The sequence below is a fragment of the Bacillus sp. PK6-025 genome, assembly GCF_056530265.1.
Window position 1 is genome coordinate 2657915 of the sequence record NZ_CP096509.1, and the last position, 18795, is coordinate 2676709.

Below are 18795 nucleotides of genomic sequence, written 5' to 3' on the forward strand. Positions count from 1 at the left end.
AGGGGTTATGATCTTAACGCCTGCTTAAAATGTGATGGCCGTTTTGCAAAAATTGACTTCTCGATTGGCGCATGCGCTCAATACGCTCTTCCGCCAGGCGGTCTGCGGCCAAGTATGTCGGAATGCGGTCGCGTTTTGAAATTTCAAGGACGCGTTCAATATTTCCGTAGATGCCTTCGACTTTTTTCAGCGCGCGCTCTGAATTATAGCCGTAAAGCTCGTCAGCGACATTGATGACGCCGCCGGCATTGATGACATAGTCAGGGGCATAAACGATACCCATGTCGTGGATTTGATCCCCGTGGCGCGTTTCTTTCAGCTGATTGTTGGCTGCCCCGGCAATCACTTTGGCTTTCAGCTGCGGAATCGTATCATCGTTGATTGTCGCTCCCAGAGCACACGGTGCATATATATCGCACTCCTGTGAATAAATATCATCCGGATCGACGGCACGGGCGCCGAATTCGGCGACTGCGCGTTCGACCGCTTCTTTATTGATGTCGGTCACGATCAGTTTCGCGCCTTCTTCGTGGAGATGACGGCACAGATTGTATGCCACGTTTCCGACCCCTTGGACAGCAACGGTTTTTCCTTCAAGCGAATCTGTCCCGAAGGCCTCTTTTGCCGCAGCCTTCATCCCTTTATATACCCCGTAAGCCGTTACCGGGGAAGGATTGCCAGATGAACCGAAAGCAGGCGAAATGCCTGTAACAAAATCAGTTTCGTCATGAATGATGTCCATATCTTCAACGGTTGTACCGACGTCTTCCGCGGTGATGTATCTGCCGTTCAGCCCTTGAATGTAACGGCCGAAAGCGCGGAACATTTCTTCGTTTTTATCTTTGCGCGGATCGCCGATAATAACGGTTTTGCCTCCTCCGAGGTTCAGTCCGGCCGCCGCGTTTTTATAGGTCATTCCCCGCGCAAGGCGCAGCGCATCTTCAATTGCGGCTTCTTCACTTTCATATGTCCACATTCTCGTGCCGCCGAGAGCCGGCCCGAGCGTCGTATCATGAATCGCGATGATCGCTTTTAATCCGGACTGTTTATCTTGGCAAAATACCAATTGCTCATAGTCATACTGTTCCATATATCGAAATAGTTCCATTTTTTATTCCTCCTCTTGTCGTGCTTCAGACGTACACAGCGCCAAAGCAATCGAATACAGCTTGTTTTCTGCGGAATCGGCCCTGCTTGTCAAGGCGATGGGCGCTTTTGCCCCTGCCAAAATGGCTCCCACTTTCGCACCCGCAAAATGAATCAATGATTTGTAAAGGACATTGCCTGTTTCAATTGAAGGAACAAGCAGGATGTCAGCCTCGCCCGCAACGATTCCAGAAATGTTTTTATGCCGGGCGGCAAGCGGTGAGATCGCGTTATCCAAAGCAAGAGGCCCGTCAACGATGCAATTTTTGATTTGGCCCCGATGATTCATCTGCGTCAAGGCAGCTGCATTTAATGTCGCTTCCATTGCGGGATTCACCGTTTCCACCGCGGCGAGGCAAGCGGCTTTCGGCATTTGCACGCCGACCGCTCTCGCCACGCCGACTGCGTTTTCTAAAATTTGTTTCAGCTCATCAAGCTTGGGGCTGATATTCATTGCCGCATCTGTTACATAAATCAGCCTCTCAAACCCGCTGACTTCAAAAGCTGCTACATGTGACAGTACATGCGAGGAACGGAGCCCGTACTCTTTATTCAAAACGGCTTTTAATAGCACGGCTGTCGGGACATTCCCCTTCATGAGAACATCAGCATTGCCGCTTTTGACAGCTTGAACGGCAATTCTCGCCGAATCCGCCGGCGATTCCGAATGAATGATATCCACGTGCCGTTTTGAAATGTTCTGTTCTGTCATCATATGCCTGATCTTTTCTCTGTGCCCAATCAGCAAGAACCGGGCAAATTGTTTGTCGACCGCAAGTTTGACTGCTTGCAGCACTTCGTCATCTTCTGCATGTGCGACGGCGACCGTTTTATTGTCAAGCTCCGCCGCTTTTTGCAATAATTGTTTCAGCTTCATAGTACCCACCTTTCTTAGCAAACATCCGCCCACTATATCATGCAAGTTTCGTGCCAGTATAAAAAAGCGGTTCGGTACTGTGATCCTGTTTTACAGTTTGCATGATTTTGCACTCGTTTTGCAATTTATTGCATGCTATCTTTTGCAAGATTGTATTTATCCATTTTGTAATAGAGATTGCGGATACTGATTCCAAGCGCTTTCGCCGTTTTCGTTCTGTTGTATTGATGCTTTTCAAGCGTTTCTTTTATGACATGAGCTTCAAACCGTTCAACCGCATCAGACAGCTTTTCCTCTTCAATCTCAGGGAAAGCTGCTCCGGCTTCCACCTTTTTTTTCGGACGGTCTGCTTCAGGCAGGTGTTCGAGATCAATCCATTCCATTTGCGGTTTTAAAAAGATCATCGCCCGCTCAAGGACATTTTCAAGCTCTCTGACATTCCCCGGCCACTTCCGTGCTTTTAACGATTTGAGTGCGTTTTTCGTGAGCCCCTTTACATTGCGTCCGTATTCTTGATTGATCTTCCCAATCAAATGCCTGCTCAAGGCTTCGATATCCTCTTTCCGCTGCCTGAGCGGCGGAATTGATATCGGATAGCGATTGATCCGGTAGTACAAGTCTTCGCGAAACCTGCCCTCAGCGAGCGCTTTTTCAATATTGACGTTTGTCGCTGCGATGACCCGGACGTTCACAGAAATCGGTTTGGTCCCGCCGACTCTGACAATTTCTTTTTCCTGAAGAACGCGGAGGAGCTTCGCTTGTGTGTTTTGCGTGAGCTCTCCGATTTCATCCAAGAAAATGCTGCCGTTGTTCGCCTCTTCAAAAAATCCTTTTTTGCCGCCGCGGCGCGCGCCTGAAAAAGCGCCTTCTTCATAGCCGAACAGCTCTGATTCAAGCAGTGATTCCGAAATGGCCGCACAATTGACGCGAACAAACTTATTATACTTTCGGTCACTTTCGTTATGTATGGCATGGGCAAAAAGCTCTTTCCCCGTTCCCGATTCGCCTCTCAGCAAAATCGTCGCAGGCGTCTTCGCCCCCAATTTCGCCTGTTCCAGCGCGACGAGCATCTGCTCGCTTGAACCGATGATGTCGGCAAATGTATATTTCGCCTCGAGTGTACGGATAATCTGGCGCGCTCTGTTCAGCTCGTTTGTGAGCGATTGAATTTCAGATACATCGTGAATAACGCCGACGCTCCCTTTTAAAATACCGTCAACGATAATCGGCGCGACATTGACGATCACTTCTTTTTTATTGGGGCCGACTTTCATTCTGACCCCTCTGACAGGGCGCCTCGTTTCAAGCACTTTCAAATGCATGCTTTCACCTTCGGATATGTCGGTATTGGCCGGCTTCCCGATCACCTGGTCTTTTGTCAGGCCCGTCATCTTTGTATACGCCCTGTTGATCATCATCCCGTTTCCGTTTTCATCAACGACCGATATCGCTTCATCCGAAGATTGAATGATCGCTTCAAGCATCGTTCTGACTTCCTTCAGGTTGGTCACCTCTTCAGCCAGCTCGACCGCATCGGTAATGTCCTTAAATATGCTAAGCGCCCCGAGCAGCGTCCCTCCGTCATCGATAATCGGAATTCTGGTCGTGACGATCTGCCTGTTCGGATGGAGAAATTGTTTTTGATGATACTCAGGCTCTCTCGTATTGAGAATGCGCGGCAGCTTCGTCGTCGGGATCACGCTTTGAATATGCTGGCCGATCGCTTCAGTGCGCTTTGTCCCGGTCATCACTTCCGCCATTTTGTTAAACAAAATGATCTCTTCGTTAATGTCGATAAAAATCATGCCGTCATTCATAGAGTTGAAAATACGGTCGTGTTTATACGTCTGCTCTTTTAACATTTGGATGAGCTGCTGCTTTTCGTTCATCAGCTGAGAGATGATATAAGCGAGCGATCCCGGCACCACGATCGTACTGTCGTACTTTTTTCGCATCAGTTGCTTTAATACGCCGGCGTCTCCGGTCGTTTCAATGATGATATCGATCAGTTCTGTGATGTACGGTGCCCAATCGAGCGCCGTTTCGATATCGTTTTTTTGCGCGATGAAAAGCCCGGGAGCTTCCGGATTTTTATCGATGACCGCCTCGATATGCATCGTCTTTGTTTTCAGCAGCACATCCAAGAGAGCGGTCCCCCCTTTTCCAGCACCAACGATCAGTACTTTTTGCATCATCCCTTTACCCCTTTGTATGAAAAATTTTGCACACTATCACGTTCACTTGCAACAATTTGCACAACATCTATGTTATCATGTTTTCCTTTCTTGACAAACTTTTTTTTCAAATAGACAATAAAGGTAAATCTTTGGTAAGGGGATTCGTGTATGGGGAGAATGATCGCACTGCTCGTTTTGCTGATACCGGGAGGCCTGGCTGCTCTCGGAATTAAATTGATGCGCGACACTGTTTTCGGCGTTTTGATCAGCCCGTTTCAGATCCTTTGGCTTCAGGGGCTGGCGGGGTTCATATGCTTCGCAGGCGGCCTTTATTTATTAGGCGGATTTATTCTATACAGAGACAGAAAACGCAACCAAGTAAGCCCCCGCTTCAGAAAAAAGCAGAGCAGCCGCGAGGTGTGATCTCTGCGAACGGAAAGCAAAAAGCCGCAGATATTGTCTGCGGCTTTCAGATTGTTGACAAAATCCCAAAACGACTTTTAGTTTTGGGATTTTGTAATCCTTTCAGCGTGTCACATCTCGGCTTTTATTTTTAACGCTTTTTCGGGAAAATCGGTGAAGAAACCGTCAATTCCTTCAGCAATCAGCTTTTTCATCTCCTCTTCACGGTTGATGGTGAACGGCCGGACCGCTTTTTGTTTCAAATGGGCGTTTTTGATCATGTCAACCGACATTGAACGGCGATACGGATGAAATCCTGTAGCCGGAATCATTTCAATGTACTCCTCCGGCTTGTAGATGACATCCATGTAAAGCGCGGCCAACTCGATACTTGGATTCAGTCTGCTGCATAACGCAAGGCTTTCATGATTGAATGATGAAAGAATGATCCGGTCTTGAAGGCCGTACGCTTCAATCATCGACATCACCTTTTCTTCCATTCCTTCATAACGGATAATGCTGTTTTTCAATTCCACATTGAGAAGAAATTCAGCATCTGCCGCCCACTCAAACACTTCTTCAAGGGTCGGTACCGGGACAGATCCGGTTTTTTCGGAAAAACGGTGGCTTGCGTCTCCGCGCTTGATCTCCGCATATGTAAGATCCTTTACATATCCTTTCAGCGAAGTCGTCCTGTCAAGCTTTTCATCATGTATTACAACAAGACGTCCGTCTTTTGCCATTTGTACATCCAATTCGATGCCGTCTGCACCGATGGCCGCCGCCTGCTTAAACGCCTCCATTGTATTTTCGGGAAAAGTGCCTGAAGCTCCTCGGTGTGCAAATATTTTCGTCATTTCTGGTTCACCTCTACAAGAATTGCAAGTTTATATCCCATTATGAAGGTCTTACTGTTTTCTTTCCACACATAAGGCCTTTTTTAACATAAACATAACACAAGAACCCCGGTCTTATACCGGGGCCCCTATTGTTATTCGTAATAAGCTGTGACAGCGTCAGCAATCGCGTCTGCCGCTTTTTCCTGATATTCCGGACTTTCGAGTTTAGCTGCATCAGTTTTGTTCGTGATAAAGCCGAGTTCGACTAAAACACTCGGCATTTGAGAATTTTTGATGACATAAAACCCTGATTCTTTTACACCTCTGTCCCGAGTGCCAAGCGCATCCGGAAGGCGTTCTTGAATGTTAGACGCCAGGCGTTCGCTGTCAGCGGCTTGATAGGCAGAATCGAAGTATGTTTCTGTACCTGACGCTTCAGGGACGGCCGAGTTTGCATGAATGCTGATCAGCAAGTCCGAAGCGTGCTTGCTCGCTTTGGCCACCCGGTCTTCCAGTGTCAAAAACGTATCATCCGTTCTTGAGGCGACTGTGGCAGCTCCCTCTTCTTTCAGTTTTTCATCAACCAGCTTTGCCACTTCAAGATTGACATCTTTCTCAAGCAGCCCGTTTCCGACCGCGCCGCTGTCTTCGCCCCCGTGACCTGCGTCAACATATACCGTCTTACCGGAAAGCGGCTCAGCTGCAAAAGCAGCTGGAAAAACCGCAATAAACGAAAACAGCAGCAAAACTAAACTCCTCATTAACAGTTTCACGATTAGTTCCTCCTACAATCCCTTTTTGCAAACGATCATTCTTTCTCTTTCATATCTTCAAGCTGTAATGTTCCGTCCTCTGTTTTCGTGTACTTCACTTCCACCTTTGTATCATCCTTGATCCCCTTATATTTATCCCGTTTTTCGGGAGGGACCTGAAACGTCGTTTCTTTACCGTCAATATTGACGGCGACGGTATGCTGATCCGCCAAACCGACAAAGGTGCCTTCTTTCACAAACGTTTCCCCGCCTGTTCCTTTTCGGATCTCATTATGTTGCGTTGTCCCGCAGCCTGCCAATAGCAGCATAGCGAACAAAACAAGGATGACTCCTTTTTTCATGTCGACCACCTCGTCCGCTGAATTTTTTACTCCCCGTACCTTATCTTTAATACCCGGCGGCTGTAAAGCAGGCCACTCCAGCAGATATTCGTCCGATTTACCCGTCCAACGCCCCAGGGATTTCCGAATTGTTAGAAGCCATCCGCTCAAAAACGTCTGTGAAAAACGGTCTACCCAAGGCGAAAAATGGTTGTCATCTGGAAGAAATCAGATCTATTTCATCATTTTTATTTTTTTGTATAAAAAAACGTCTTTTTTCATAAGAAAAAAGACGTTTCATGCGGCTTTCGCTTTATATGATTCAGTCTATGACGCCAATGCACCGGGCGTGAGACAAACTTTGAAAAATAGACGGATACACCGAAAGCTGGCTGCGTGCTATGTGGCTTTTATCAGAACTTGCAGGAATGCATTTTTTAAAGCCCGGCTGCTTCATGACAACATTTAGTCCTTCATAGCGGATGATTTAGCAGCGCTGCTCCTTCCGCAGTTCTCATGCCTATATTTGCTGCTGCAGAGCCTGCTTCCGGTCCATTGTTGACGGCGCCTCTTTAATTTTTTTGGCAGGCACACCGGCTATTGTAATGTTTTCCTCAGTGAAAGATTTGTTGACTACGGCGTTTGCGCCAATCGAAATGCCGTCGGCAATGTGAATGCTGCCAAAGAGCTTTGCTCCAGGCCCGATCCAGACATTGTCTCCGATTGTTGGAACATCGTGGTGAGCGTGATTTTGACCGATGTTAACTCCTTGATGAATGTCACAGTTTGCACCTATTTTTGCATTGCTGTTTACGATGAGCAATCCGTAATGGTTGATCCTCAACCCCGGACCGAAAACATTCACCGGGATGTCAAATCCGAGCTTCAATCCTCTCTTTTTATGCAGATACCGGTAAACATGCTTGAACACCTTGGAGTTGGCATTTGAGTAATATTCATGTTTGCGCAAGGCTATCTGATACTTCCAAATATCATCGCCAAACCATTTAGGCCTTTTTCGACTTGAGATTCCTAACGCTTTCTTGTCTTGTTCGAGATAATAGCGAAGATCTGTTTTCGTAAAGATCATCATACCACCTGCTTATTTCATACTTTTAACTCGAGATTGGCTTTTTCGAAAGGTTTTACATTCTCCGCCATCTATTTCCGTGAAATTACTAAAAGGAAAACAAAAAAAGGGGGAGCCCCCCTTTTTTGTTCATCCTTCGTAAAAACCAACCCAAGTGTTAAAAACATTACTGTAAAATTTCCCTTTGAAATACCATGTTCCATCGCTATCAGAAAATTTGTTACTGAAAACTCCTGAAGAAGATTTTACACATTTTGATGATTTGCTGCTTTTGAATGAGCTTGGCAAGTCACTTGGACAATTGATGTATTGAGCAGTCGGATGTGCAATCACCTCAGATGAATGCGGTGCAGCAAATACCGGCGCTGTAGAAATAAGTAAACCAACAGCCAGAGTCGTACCAGTTAATAATTTATTGACTTTCATTTTAAAACAACTCCTTTTCCATTTATTTCATTTCGATTTCATCATATAACAAACAGGCATGTCTAAAAAGTGCACAAATTACAATATTTTGGTATTTTTTGATGAGCTGTTAGGCTGACTTTACACAATACACACCGTGCTGAAACACAAACAGTACATTTAAGAGCAAAAAAACAGCCTCGTTTATAAAAACGAGACCTTCAAATACTGTATGAAACCCTTCGGATCGCAATTCATCGCAATAAGGGCGAAAAATTCATCGGAATTACGATAAACTATTCGTTAGAAAAAGGTCGGCAATTCAACGGTAAATCTTCGTCAAAACCGCGCCATGTCAACGTTTAAGAAGCCTTATGCTCCAGTCTCAGCTTGTCTGCGACCATCGCGATGAATTCTGAATTCGTCGGCTTGGCTTTTGACATGCTGACTGTGTAGCCGAAAAGTGACGAAATCGAGTCGATGTTGCCTCTGCTCCATGCGACTTCGATGGCGTGGCGAATCGCCCGTTCGACTCGGCTTGCAGTCGTGTTGAATTTTTTGGCGATATCCGGATAAAGCACTTTTGTAATGCTTCCGAGCAGTTCGATGTCGTTATACACCATGGAGATGGCTTCCCTTAAGTATAAATAGCCTTTTATATGAGCGGGCACGCCGATTTCGTGGATGATGGTCGTGATGCTGGCGTCCAGGTTTTTCTTCGGCGATTCCGGCTGCGGCCGAAGCACACTGCTTTGAGAAGACGGGGCACGGTGTGTCAATTGAGATCCGTTTCCGCTGACCTGGCGGATATGGCCGACTAAGTTCTCCATGTCAAAAGGCTTCAAAATAAAATACGACGCGCCCAAATCTACAGCTTTTTTCGTCACGTCTTCCTGACCGAACGCCGTCAGCATGATGACATTCGGCTGCTTTTTAAGCTGCGATTCCCTCAGCCTTTCAAGAACGGCCAATCCATCGAGGTGAGGCATGATAATATCCAGCACAAGCACATCGGGCTCCTTGTCTTTAAACAACGAAAGGCATTCCTGTCCGTTGTACGCGACACCAAGTACTTCCATGTCGCTTTGTCCCTCGATATATTCGCTTAATAGGCCGACAAGCTCCCTGTTATCATCAGCAACACATACTTTAATTTTCTCCACGTTTCTTCCTCCCCAATGTGTATGTTGATAAATTTCATCATTCTTTTTCTAATATGTTTAATTCGACAGCACCACTTTATTCCCTTTTTTTAAAAAGGATTTTTCCAATAATAGTGGTATCTCTCGCTTTTTCTCTGTTTTTTTCTGATTTTCTCGATTTTTCGACTCGAAATGCGACTTGACAAACCGGGGAACGTGAATTTGTCGAAAAATCTTTTCTTCTTTCATTTTAACGCACAACGCGCAAGAAAAAAAGACGAAATCAAAAACTGCCGGAGGAATCCGGCAGTCAGCTTGCTTTTTCTTTTTTATAAATATCGATTCCCGCTTCAGACAGCATCCATTCAATATGCACGCCGTATCCGCTCGTCGGATCATTGACGAAAACGTGAGTTACGGCGCCAATGATCTTTCCGTTTTGGATGATCGGGCTTCCGCTCATCCCTTGAACGATGCCTCCTGTTTTGCTCAACAGCCTCGGGTCGGTAATTTTCAGCACCATCCCTTTTGTAGCCGGAAACTTCTGAGGTGTCGTACTGACGACCTGAATATCGAATTTCTCGACTTTGTCGTTTTCGATAACCGTTAAAATTTGGGCCGGGCCTTCTTTTACTTCATCTGAAAATGCAATCGGAATGGCTTTGTCAGCGATGCGGTTTTTGATTGACTCGTGAAGCGTCCCGAAGATCCCGAATGGACTGTTTCTGTTGATATCACCAATCACTTTTCGTTCTGATGCGAAACGGGCCAGTTTCTCTCCGGGATTTCCGCCTGTTCCTTTTTCAATCGAAGTGACGGTCGATTTCACGATTTGCCCTTTTTCAACAACGATCGGTTTTTTCGTATCCATGTCTGAAATGACGTGACCAAGCGCTCCGTATTTTTTCGATTTCGGCTCGAAAAAAGTCATTGTGCCGATTCCTGCGGCAGAGTCCCTGATATATAAGCCGATTCTGTATTTATCTTCAGCCTGGTCTTTTTTCGGAATGAGCTTCGTTTTGATTTCTTGTTTATCTCTTTTAATCGACAGATGTAAGGTTTCTCCTGTTTTCCCGGCCTTTTGAATAAAAGGGGTAATGTCATTCATTTTTTCGATTTTCGTGCCGTTGATTTCGGTGATAATGTCGCCTACCGCGATTCCGGCTGCTTCACCGGGCGATTTTTTGCCTTCAGAGGTATTGATTTGATGAAAACCTACGACCAATACGCCAACGGAGTGAAGCTTTACACCAATAGACTGCCCGCCGGGGACCACTTTCAAATCAGGCAGGACATTTACTTTCGTTTTTTTAACTGGGAATCCGGCAAAATCATAGACGAGTTCTGCCTTTCCATTCTTTTCACCTTTTATTTCTACTTCACTTTGATTTTCTTTCAGTGTGAATGCTTCCGATGATCCATCTTTCGAAGCACTGACGGATAAGCTCGTTTCAACCGCACGGGTACCCGTCTCAAAAATGTTCAAGTTTTTTGGGATTACAATGTATTCTTTCACCGGTTTGTAAAACCCTACACTTATTAAAGAAACAAGGAGAATCATACCCACAACTTTTCTGATTTTTTCAACATCCACCTTTTCACTCTCCTCGCACCTAACCCACACCATATAAAATTTCTTTCGCTACATTCATTACTTTTGCCTTTCGGACAGCGATTTATAACTGCGGACGGAAGAAAATCATTGGATAAAATGATAAGAATGAGTTTGTATAAGAAAATGCCGACAAAAAAATAAGCTGTTCAGGATGAACAGCTTATCCGGTAGTTTTAACAAGCTTAGCTTGGTTCAAAAGTTCTTTCGCATGGCGCTTCGTCAGATCCGTTACTTCGACTCCGGCGATCATCCGGCCGATTTCCGCTATTTTTTCCTGTTTTGTCAACGGCGTGACGCTTGTCGTCGTTCTCCCGTCTTTCGACTGTTTCGTAATCAAAAGATGGGTGTCAGCCATCGCGGCCACCTGCGGCAAGTGGGTAATGCATAAAACTTGAGAGCCGATCGAGACGCGGTGTATTTTTTCGGCGATCGCCTGCGCGACTCTGCCGCTTACACCCGTATCCACTTCATCGAAAATGATCGATGTAACATCCTGCTGAGCAGAGAAAATGCTTTTCATGGCCAGCATGATTCTTGACAGCTCTCCTCCAGATGCAACCTTTGACAAAGATTTGAGCGGTTCTCCCGTGTTTGTTGAGATTAGGAAATGGACGGTATCAATGCCGTGCTTTGTGAGCTGAACCGGCATACCGTTGACGACGGGTGCATCATCATCCCGTTCCGCTTTTTTCACCTGGAATTCCGTATCGAATGTCGATTTTTCCATATACAGATCTTTCAGTTCCTGCTGAATCTGTTTGGCCAGTTTTTTCGCCCATTTTTTTCTGATTTCGGACACATTGGCGGCTTCAATCGCCACATCCTTGCCGATTGATTCGAGGCGGGATTTTAATGCCTGCAAGTGGCTGTCCCGGTTTTCGATCCGGTCGATCTCTTCCTCTATCTTAGCCGAATAAGCTTGGATATCTTCGACAGTAGCGCCGTATTTGCGTTTCAGCTGTTTGATTTCGTTTAATCGCGATTCGATATAATCGAGGCGCTCGGGGTCGTATTCGAGTTCATCCAGCATATTTCTGATCTGAAAAGTTGAATCTTCGAGAATGTAGTATGCGTTGGCTACGGATTCAGATACTTTATTGAGCCCTTCATTGATGCCTGAGACGTTTTCAAGCTCGCTTGAAGCCATGCCGACCCAGTCAAGCCCAGCCTGCTCGTTGCGTAGCGCATTATAGGCATTTTGCAGAGCTTCGTATATTTTTTCGAAATTAGCGATTTGACGGCGCTCTTCCTGAAGAAGTTCGTCCTCTTTCGGCTCAAGGTTTGCAGATTCGATTTCATCAAGCTGAAACTGTATTAAATCGAGTCTGTGAGCCATTTCCTGTTCGCTTTCAGAAAGCTCTTTCACCTTTCTCATGACGTCCATGTAGCGGCTGTAAACTTCCTGATACGCTTTTAGAGCATGCTCGATTTCTTCTCCTGCAAACCTGTCCAGAAGCTGAAGATGGTGCTCATCCTCCATCAGCAGCTGATTGTCGTGCTGCCCGTGTATGTCAAGCAGCAGTCTGCCGACTTCCCGCAAAGCGGCAATGGTGACAAGTTTTCCATTGACGCGGCAGATGCTCTTGCCGTTTGCGTTAATATCTCTCCTCATGACGATCATGTCATCCGAGGCTTCAATCCCGAGTTCTGTGCACAAATCAAAAACCGGATGGCCGCTGTCAAGGAGGAAAAGCCCTTCCAATTCGGCTCTTTTTTCGCCATACCTGACATATTCGGACGAGCCGCGGCCTCCGACAAGCAAAGAGACGGCGTCGATGATGATCGATTTTCCGGCCCCGGTTTCACCGGTCAGAACCGTCAGCCCTTTTTCAAAAGAAACGGTTAATTCTTCGATAATGGCAAAGTTTTTGATCGATAATTCAGCTAACAAGCTTTCATGACACCTCTTTTCAGGCCTTCGTTTATAAAAGCTCCAATATTTTCTTCTGTACGATTTTGGTATCATCATGCGTCCGGCAGATGATCAAAATGGTATCATCTCCGCAGATCGTTCCCATGATTTCTTCCCAATCCAAATTGTCCATCAGCGCCCCGATCGCCTGCGCGTTGCCCGGCATTGTTTTTAAAACGATCAGATGGCTGGCTGAGTCGATTTTGACAAATGCGTCCATCAATGATCTTTTTAATTTGGAAAGGGGATTAAAGCGCTGATCAGCAGGCAGGCTGTATTTGTAGGAACCGTTGTTTGTCGGCACCTTGACCAAATGAAGCTCTTTAATGTCCCGCGAGACGGTGGCCTGCGTCACATTATAGCCGTCTTTCTTTAAAATATCGACAAGCTCATCCTGCGTTTCAATTTCATTAGCGGTGATAATCTCCCTGATTTTAATATGCCTTTGACCTTTGTTCATTTCACACCTCGTTTTATACACAAATTGTGTATGTTTATACATTTATGTTAAATGATTTTGTCGGAAAAGTACATGTTTGCAGTAAAAAAGGAATAATAGCCCACTATTATTCCTTTTTGCGTGCCGGCCACCCTCGCATTCGCCGTACGACTCTCAAGGGTTTTTAATCACGCGGATCCGTTTTTTTCGCTTTTAATGTCTTGTGAGCTTCTTCGACAATTTGATTGATCGTTTCTTCTGCTATCGGCGTGCCAGGTTGCTCTTCTCCGTCCCAATGCAAATGGAGAAGGAATTCGATGTTGCCGTCGCCGCCGGTAATCGGCGAAAACGAGACGTTTCTGCAGTCATATCCTTCCCGAGCCGCAAACCGGCTGATGTCATCAAGCACAGCTTGATGGACGAGGGGATCGCGGACGATCCCTTTTTTCCCAACGGATTCCCGCCCTGCTTCAAACTGCGGTTTGACGAGAGCGATGCAGTCGCTTCCCGGAACTAAAATGCTCTTAAGCACAGGCAGGATGATTTTCAGTGAGATAAAAGAGACATCGATCGTCGCGAACTCCGGCAGTCCTTCCGTAAAATCGGCAGGTGTGCAATACCGGAAATTCGTGCGTTCCATCACTACAACCCGCTCATCCTGTCTCAGCTTCCAGGCGAGCTGATTATACCCGACATCAACGGCATATGAGCGGAGAGCGCCGTTTTGCAGCGCGCAGTCTGTGAAGCCGCCGGTGGAAGAGCCGATGTCAATCATCAGCTTGCCTTGAACGGAAAGCTGAAACTCTTTTAATGCTTTTTCAAGTTTTAATCCGCCTCTTGAGACGTATTTTAACGGGTTTCCTTTAACGGTCAGCGGAATCGTGCGGTCGACCTTTTCGCCCGGCTTGTCCAGTCTGTTTTCATTCGTATAGACGATGCCGGCCATGATGGCTCTTTTCGCTTTTTCCCGCGTTTCCATTAACCCTCTTTCTACTAATAAAACGTCGAGCCGTTCTTTTTTTCCTGTCATGATCCAATTCCTTTATGAGTCTTTACGGGCGTCAATAGTCTTATTCGTCTGATGACGTCTTCTTTTGTCATTCCGATCTCTTCCAGAAGCTTGGCGACGCTGCCGTGTTCAATAAATTGATCAGGTATCCCCATTCTATCAATGATCGGGCTGTATGACTGATGTTCATGGGCATACTCAAGGATCGAGCTGCCGAATCCGCCTTGGAGCACAGCCTCTTCGATCGTTAAAATCGGAAGCCCTTCGTTCAGGATTTCCATCAGCATGTTTTCGTCAAGCGGCTTGATAAAACGGGCGTTAACCACTCTGACCGAACGTCCTTCTTTCTGCAGCTCCTCCGCGGCAGCAAGCGCCATCGGAATGGTGGTGCCGAATGTTAAAATGACCGCGTCTGTCCCGGGTCTCAGCACTTCCCACGTTCCGATCGGGATCGTTTTCAATTCTTTATCCATTTTGACGCCGAGTCCGTTTCCGCGCGGAAAGCGCATGGCAATCGGGCCGTCATCGTATTTGACAGCCGTGTTGACCATGTGCTGGCCTTCGTTTTCGTCTTTCGGCATCATGAGAACCAAATTCGGAATATGCCGTAAAAAAGCAATGTCAAACACGCCCTGGTGTGTTTCCCCATCAGCGCCGACTAGGCCCGCTCTGTCAATGCCGATAAATACATTTAGGTTTTGCCGGCAAATATCATGGACAACCTGGTCATAAGCGCGCTGAAGAAATGTCGAATAGATCGCCAGAAACGGCTTCATATTCTGAGTCGCGAGACCAGCCGCCATCGTTGCCGCATGCTGTTCCGCAATGCCGACATCAAACATGCGCTCCGGAAACTCGCTCGCAAACCCTTCAAGTTTTGAACCGACAGGCATGGCCGGAGTAATGGCTACAATCCTTTCATCCTCGCGGGCAAGCTTCCTGACCGTTTCGCTTACGAGCGCGCTCCATGATGGCGCAGCGGCTTTCGGCTTAACAAAATCACCGGTATCGATTTTATATGGGCCGGTTCCGTGCCATGTGCCGGTTTTATCGGTTTCCGCAGGCTTATAGCCTTTTCCTTTTTTCGTAATAACGTGGAGGAGTACCGGGCCTTTCGTCTTTTTCGCATACTGCATGTTTTCAAACAGTTCATCATAGGAATGACCGTCTACAGGCCCTAAATACGTAAATCCGAGCTCTTCAAAGAACATCCCGGATACCAGCAGGTATTTCAGGCTGTCTTTGATCCGCTCGGCTGTAGCGGCAAGCTTCCCGCCAACAGCAGGAATCCGCTTGAACAAATACTCAAGCTCATCTTTGACCCATTGGTATTTTCCGGCTGTGCGCAGCCTTCCGAGCATGGAATGAATCGCTCCGACGTTTGGAGCGATGCTCATTTCGTTGTCATTCAAAATGACAATCATGTCTTTTTGCTCATGGCCTATATGGTTAAGCGCTTCAAGAGCCATGCCGCCGGTCAGTGCACCGTCTCCGATGATCGGGATGATATATTCGTTTGTCCCTTTCAAGTCTCTCGCAGCTGCCATCCCCATCGCACCGGAGAGAGAAGTCGAACTGTGGCCCGTTTCCCAGACATCATGTTCGCTTTCATTCCGCTTTGGAAAACCGCACAGTCCTTTATGCTGACGCAAGGTGGCGAAGTCCTTTCCGCGGCCGGTCAGCAGTTTATGGACATACGATTGATGCCCCACATCCCACAAAAACTTATCTTTCGGGCTGTTAAATTCTTTATGCAATGCAATGGTAAGCTCGACAACGCCGAGATTCGGACCAATGTGCCCTCCGGATTCAGAAAGCGTTTCAATTAAAAAACGGCGAATTTCAGCGCTCAAGCTTTCCAGTTCTTGATTTGAAAGGTTCTTCAAAAATGCAGGGTCCTTTATCGATAACAGATCCAATCGGATCAACTCACTTTCAGCATGATTTCTGCAAGTATGCGCCTTGCTTCATTTTAAGTTTCAGCTTGAATTATTATATGACGAATTCATCCCCATGCGCAAACTTGCATATGCGGACGCTTCGTTTGAAAAAACAGCCGCTAACACAACGTGATAACGGCGCGGCGTTTTAGAGTTCAACTCTTTATATTTTAGCATAATAAGCCTTTGATGCTCAAATGGAAGCCCTGTATCAATGATCCCTTGCGGCAATCATATCGCAAAACTCGTACATAAGCTCTTTTTCAAGCGGAAGCTCTGAAATCAGCCGTTTTGCTTTTTCAATATGTTCATCAAGCTTTTTGTTGGCGCCCTCAAGCGAAAGGAGCGACGGATAGGTCGATTTTCCGTTTGTCTCGTCAGATCCGATCCGTTTGCCGATTTTATCCTCTGATCCTTCAAGGTCGAGAATGTCATCTCTGATCTGGAAGCCGATGCCGATATGATGGCTGAATTCGCGGAGCTTTTCGATCTCTTTTTCAGATGCATCTGCTAGAATCGCCCCCGCGATGACGCTGAAGCTGAGGAGTTTAGCCGTTTTTCCTTCGTGAATCCGCTGCAGTTCATCAAGAGAGACAGACTTTGATTCCGCTTCCATATCTAAAATCTGACCGCCGACCATGCCTTCAGCCCCCGCTGCCGATATCAGCTCATTCACCAGTCTGATGCGTTTTTCAGCAGATACATCAGAAGGCATATTGGAAGTGATCATTTTGAAGCTTTCGGTTAATAAGGCGTCTCCGGCGAGAATGGCCGTCGCTTCCCCGTATATTTTATGGTTTGTCGGCTTTCCCCTTCTGAGGTCATCGTCATCCATACAAGGGAGATCGTCATGGATTAATGAATACGTATGGATCATTTCAACCGCGCACCCTACCGGAATTCCGGCTTCTTCGTCTTTTCCGTACGCATGAAGAAGCGCAAGTACCAAAATCGGTCTCAGCCGTTTCCCTCCGGCTTCCAATGAGTACAGCATGGATTCCTTAAGGATGGACGGCGCTCGCAGGTCTTTAATATACATCGGAAGGCGTTCTTCAATTACTGTTTTTCTCGATTTTAAAAATCCGTCAAGTTTACCGGTCACCTTTTTCCTCCTCCCGAACACTGAAAGGAGCTAATTCCCCATTTTCCCGCAAAATGTAGTCCATCTGCTTTTCGACATTTTGCAGTTTTTCGTGGCACATTTTCGAAAGAGCCATCCCTTCCTGGAAGTAGTCGATCGCCTTTTCCAAAGGCACATCCCCTTCTTCAAGCTTTGATACGATCTGTTCCAGACCTTTCATCGCCTCTTCAAATGTCAGGTCTTCCCGTTTTGTTTTGTTTTCTTCAGCCATTTGTTTCGCCTCTCTTTTGCAGTACCTCACAGGTCAGCGTCCCATCGTTTAATGTGACGCGGATCTCGTCTTTTTCATGAACCTGTTCAATACTTTTAATCAATTCGTTTTCTTTATATGTCAAACTGTACCCTCTTTCCATCACTTGGAGAGGGCTTAATGCATTCAGTTTACCAAGAACCGTTTGAAACTGCGAGTGAATCTGCTTAAGCTGCACATCCATATTCCGCTTCAGCCGGACTGTCTGCTCTTCATGCCTCTTTCTCGCTTGTTTAAGCTGCTCCTCGGGATGAAGCATCTCCAGCTTGTATGTCTGTTCGTTCAGTTTTTGTTTTTTGCGTTCAACGGTCATCGCCAGCTGTTTTTGGAAACGGTCGAATATCAGGTCGAATTCCTGTTCCTTTTGGGCATACAGCCGTTTCGGGTAGCGGAAGGCATAAGAGGACTGGAGGGTTTTCACGCGCTCCTGCCGCTTTCTTAAATCCTGCTTCATCGATTTTGCAATTCTCGCTTCGAGCGTTTTCAGACGCTCAAGCAAATCAAGCATATTAGGTACGGCCTGTTCGGCCGCTCCCGTCGGGGTCGCCGCGCGCAAATCCGCAACAAAATCGCTGATTGTAAAATCCGTTTCATGCCCGACGGCGGAAATGATCGGAATGTCGGAAGAAAAAATGGCCCTGGCGACAGCCTCTTCATTAAATGCCCACAGCTCTTCGATCGATCCCCCTCCGCGTCCGACGATTAATACATCGCATAACTCTCTGCGGTTAGCCTCTTTGATGCTGCTGACGATGGACTCGCCCGCGTTTACTCCTTGAACGAGCGTTGGAAAGACGATCACTTTTACAAGGGGGTATCTTCTTTTAATGGTGGTGATCACATCGCGTACAGCCGCTCCGGTTGGAGATGTGACAACACCGACGACGGATGGGAACGCGGGGATGGGTTTCTTATGTTTTTCATCAAACAAACCTTCTTGCGACAGCTTTTTCTTAAGTTCTTCATACGCGAGATGAAGCGCACCTATGCCGTCAGGCTGTATTTCTTTCGCATAGAGCTGATAATTGCCGCTCGGTTCATATACCGAAATGCCGCCTCTCACCAATACCTTCATCCCGTTTTCAGGGGTAAAGGCGAGATTTCTGTTTTGTCTGGCGAACATGACGGATTGAATGCGGGCGTTATCATCTTTCAGTGTAAAATAAATATGGCCTCTGCTATGTATTTTAACATTTGACAGCTCGCCCTTGATCCAAATATCTTCAAGATGGGGGTCCACGTCAAATTTGCGCTTAATATATTTTGTCAAAGCCGTGACCGTGACAAATGAAATTTCACTCATGGCACAGTCTCCTTT

General features: G+C 46.5%; 18 protein-coding genes. 1 reads left to right on the forward strand and 17 read right to left on the reverse strand.

Translation table 11 applies throughout. The features are described from left to right. Positions 1–13 precede the first annotated feature (13 nt). From bcd to M1D67_RS13525, 3 genes are all read right to left on the reverse strand, one after another. Positions 14–1108, reverse strand: a complete 1095-nt coding sequence (bcd, locus tag M1D67_RS13515; RefSeq protein ID WP_020452118.1) for a branched-chain amino acid dehydrogenase — start codon at positions 1106–1108, stop codon at positions 14–16. A 3-nt stretch (positions 1109–1111) separates the two neighbouring features. Continuing rightward, on the reverse strand, positions 1112–2023 hold the full coding sequence (gene yqiS, locus M1D67_RS13520) for a phosphate butyryltransferase (protein ID WP_023855157.1): 912 nt from the start codon (positions 2021–2023) through the stop codon (positions 1112–1114). A 125-nt stretch (positions 2024–2148) separates the two neighbouring features. Beyond that, positions 2149–4215 (reverse strand): sigma-54 interaction domain-containing protein, encoded by a 2067-nt coding sequence (locus M1D67_RS13525; protein WP_103749551.1) that lies wholly within the window; start codon positions 4213–4215, stop codon positions 2149–2151. Between the two features lie 153 nt (positions 4216–4368). Here M1D67_RS13525 and M1D67_RS13530 point away from each other — a divergent pair, with 153 nt between their 5' ends. Continuing rightward, positions 4369–4623, forward strand: coding sequence for a DUF2627 domain-containing protein (locus tag M1D67_RS13530; protein WP_075213165.1), 255 nt, complete (start codon positions 4369–4371; stop codon positions 4621–4623). A gap of 110 nt (positions 4624–4733) precedes the next feature. Here M1D67_RS13530 and M1D67_RS13535 read toward each other — a convergent pair whose 3' ends face one another. The 14 genes from M1D67_RS13535 to xseA form a co-directional block, all read right to left on the reverse strand. Next, positions 4734–5459 carry a glycerophosphodiester phosphodiesterase gene (locus M1D67_RS13535; RefSeq protein ID WP_075213166.1) on the reverse strand — a complete coding sequence of 242 codons (726 nt, stop codon included), beginning with the start codon at positions 5457–5459 and terminating at the stop codon, positions 4734–4736. Positions 5460–5593: 134 nt separating this feature from the next. Continuing rightward, positions 5594–6214, reverse strand: coding sequence for an N-acetylmuramoyl-L-alanine amidase family protein (locus M1D67_RS13540; protein WP_020452123.1), 621 nt, complete (start codon positions 6212–6214; stop codon positions 5594–5596). Between the two features lie 35 nt (positions 6215–6249). Then, complete coding sequence (locus tag M1D67_RS13545; RefSeq protein WP_025811172.1) at positions 6250–6555, reverse strand: membrane lipoprotein lipid attachment site-containing protein; 306 nt, start codon at positions 6553–6555, stop codon at positions 6250–6252. Between the two features lie 499 nt (positions 6556–7054). Next, the gene (locus M1D67_RS13550) at positions 7055–7624 is read right to left on the reverse strand and encodes a serine O-acetyltransferase (RefSeq protein WP_020452125.1); all 570 of its coding nucleotides are present in this window, start codon (positions 7622–7624) and stop codon (positions 7055–7057) included. A 129-nt stretch (positions 7625–7753) separates the two neighbouring features. Then, the gene (locus M1D67_RS13555; RefSeq protein WP_020452126.1) at positions 7754–8050 is read right to left on the reverse strand and encodes an antimicrobial peptide LCI; all 297 of its coding nucleotides are present in this window, start codon (positions 8048–8050) and stop codon (positions 7754–7756) included. Between the two features lie 341 nt (positions 8051–8391). Continuing rightward, positions 8392–9192 carry a sporulation transcription factor Spo0A gene (gene spo0A / locus M1D67_RS13560; protein WP_003183361.1) on the reverse strand — a complete coding sequence of 267 codons (801 nt, stop codon included), beginning with the start codon at positions 9190–9192 and terminating at the stop codon, positions 8392–8394. Positions 9193–9481: 289 nt separating this feature from the next. Then, positions 9482–10732 (reverse strand): SpoIVB peptidase, encoded by a 1251-nt coding sequence (gene spoIVB, locus M1D67_RS13565; RefSeq protein ID WP_031304732.1) that lies wholly within the window; start codon positions 10730–10732, stop codon positions 9482–9484. Between the two features lie 214 nt (positions 10733–10946). Continuing rightward, positions 10947–12677: a DNA repair protein RecN gene (gene recN, locus M1D67_RS13570; RefSeq protein WP_020452128.1), complete on the reverse strand. Its 1731-nt coding sequence runs from the start codon at positions 12675–12677 to the stop codon at positions 10947–10949. 31 nt (positions 12678–12708) lie between these two features. Continuing rightward, positions 12709–13158 carry a transcriptional regulator AhrC/ArgR gene (ahrC, locus tag M1D67_RS13575; RefSeq protein ID WP_020452129.1) on the reverse strand — a complete coding sequence of 150 codons (450 nt, stop codon included), beginning with the start codon at positions 13156–13158 and terminating at the stop codon, positions 12709–12711. A gap of 163 nt (positions 13159–13321) precedes the next feature. After that, complete coding sequence (locus tag M1D67_RS13580) at positions 13322–14167, reverse strand: TlyA family RNA methyltransferase (protein WP_020452130.1); 846 nt, start codon at positions 14165–14167, stop codon at positions 13322–13324. Next, positions 14164–16065: a 1-deoxy-D-xylulose-5-phosphate synthase gene (gene dxs, locus M1D67_RS13585; protein WP_023855166.1), complete on the reverse strand. Its 1902-nt coding sequence runs from the start codon at positions 16063–16065 to the stop codon at positions 14164–14166. Before dxs ends, M1D67_RS13580 begins: the two co-directional genes overlap by 4 nt. Positions 16066–16297: 232 nt before the next feature. Beyond that, complete coding sequence (locus M1D67_RS13590) at positions 16298–17188, reverse strand: polyprenyl synthetase family protein (protein ID WP_023855167.1); 891 nt, start codon at positions 17186–17188, stop codon at positions 16298–16300. Beyond that, positions 17178–17438, reverse strand: coding sequence for an exodeoxyribonuclease VII small subunit (locus M1D67_RS13595; protein WP_023855168.1), 261 nt, complete (start codon positions 17436–17438; stop codon positions 17178–17180). The genes M1D67_RS13590 and M1D67_RS13595 overlap by 11 nt, the downstream gene beginning before the upstream one ends. Next, the gene (gene xseA, locus M1D67_RS13600) at positions 17431–18780 is read right to left on the reverse strand and encodes an exodeoxyribonuclease VII large subunit (RefSeq protein WP_020452134.1); all 1350 of its coding nucleotides are present in this window, start codon (positions 18778–18780) and stop codon (positions 17431–17433) included. The genes M1D67_RS13595 and xseA overlap by 8 nt, the downstream gene beginning before the upstream one ends. Positions 18781–18795: the final 15 nt, after the last annotated feature.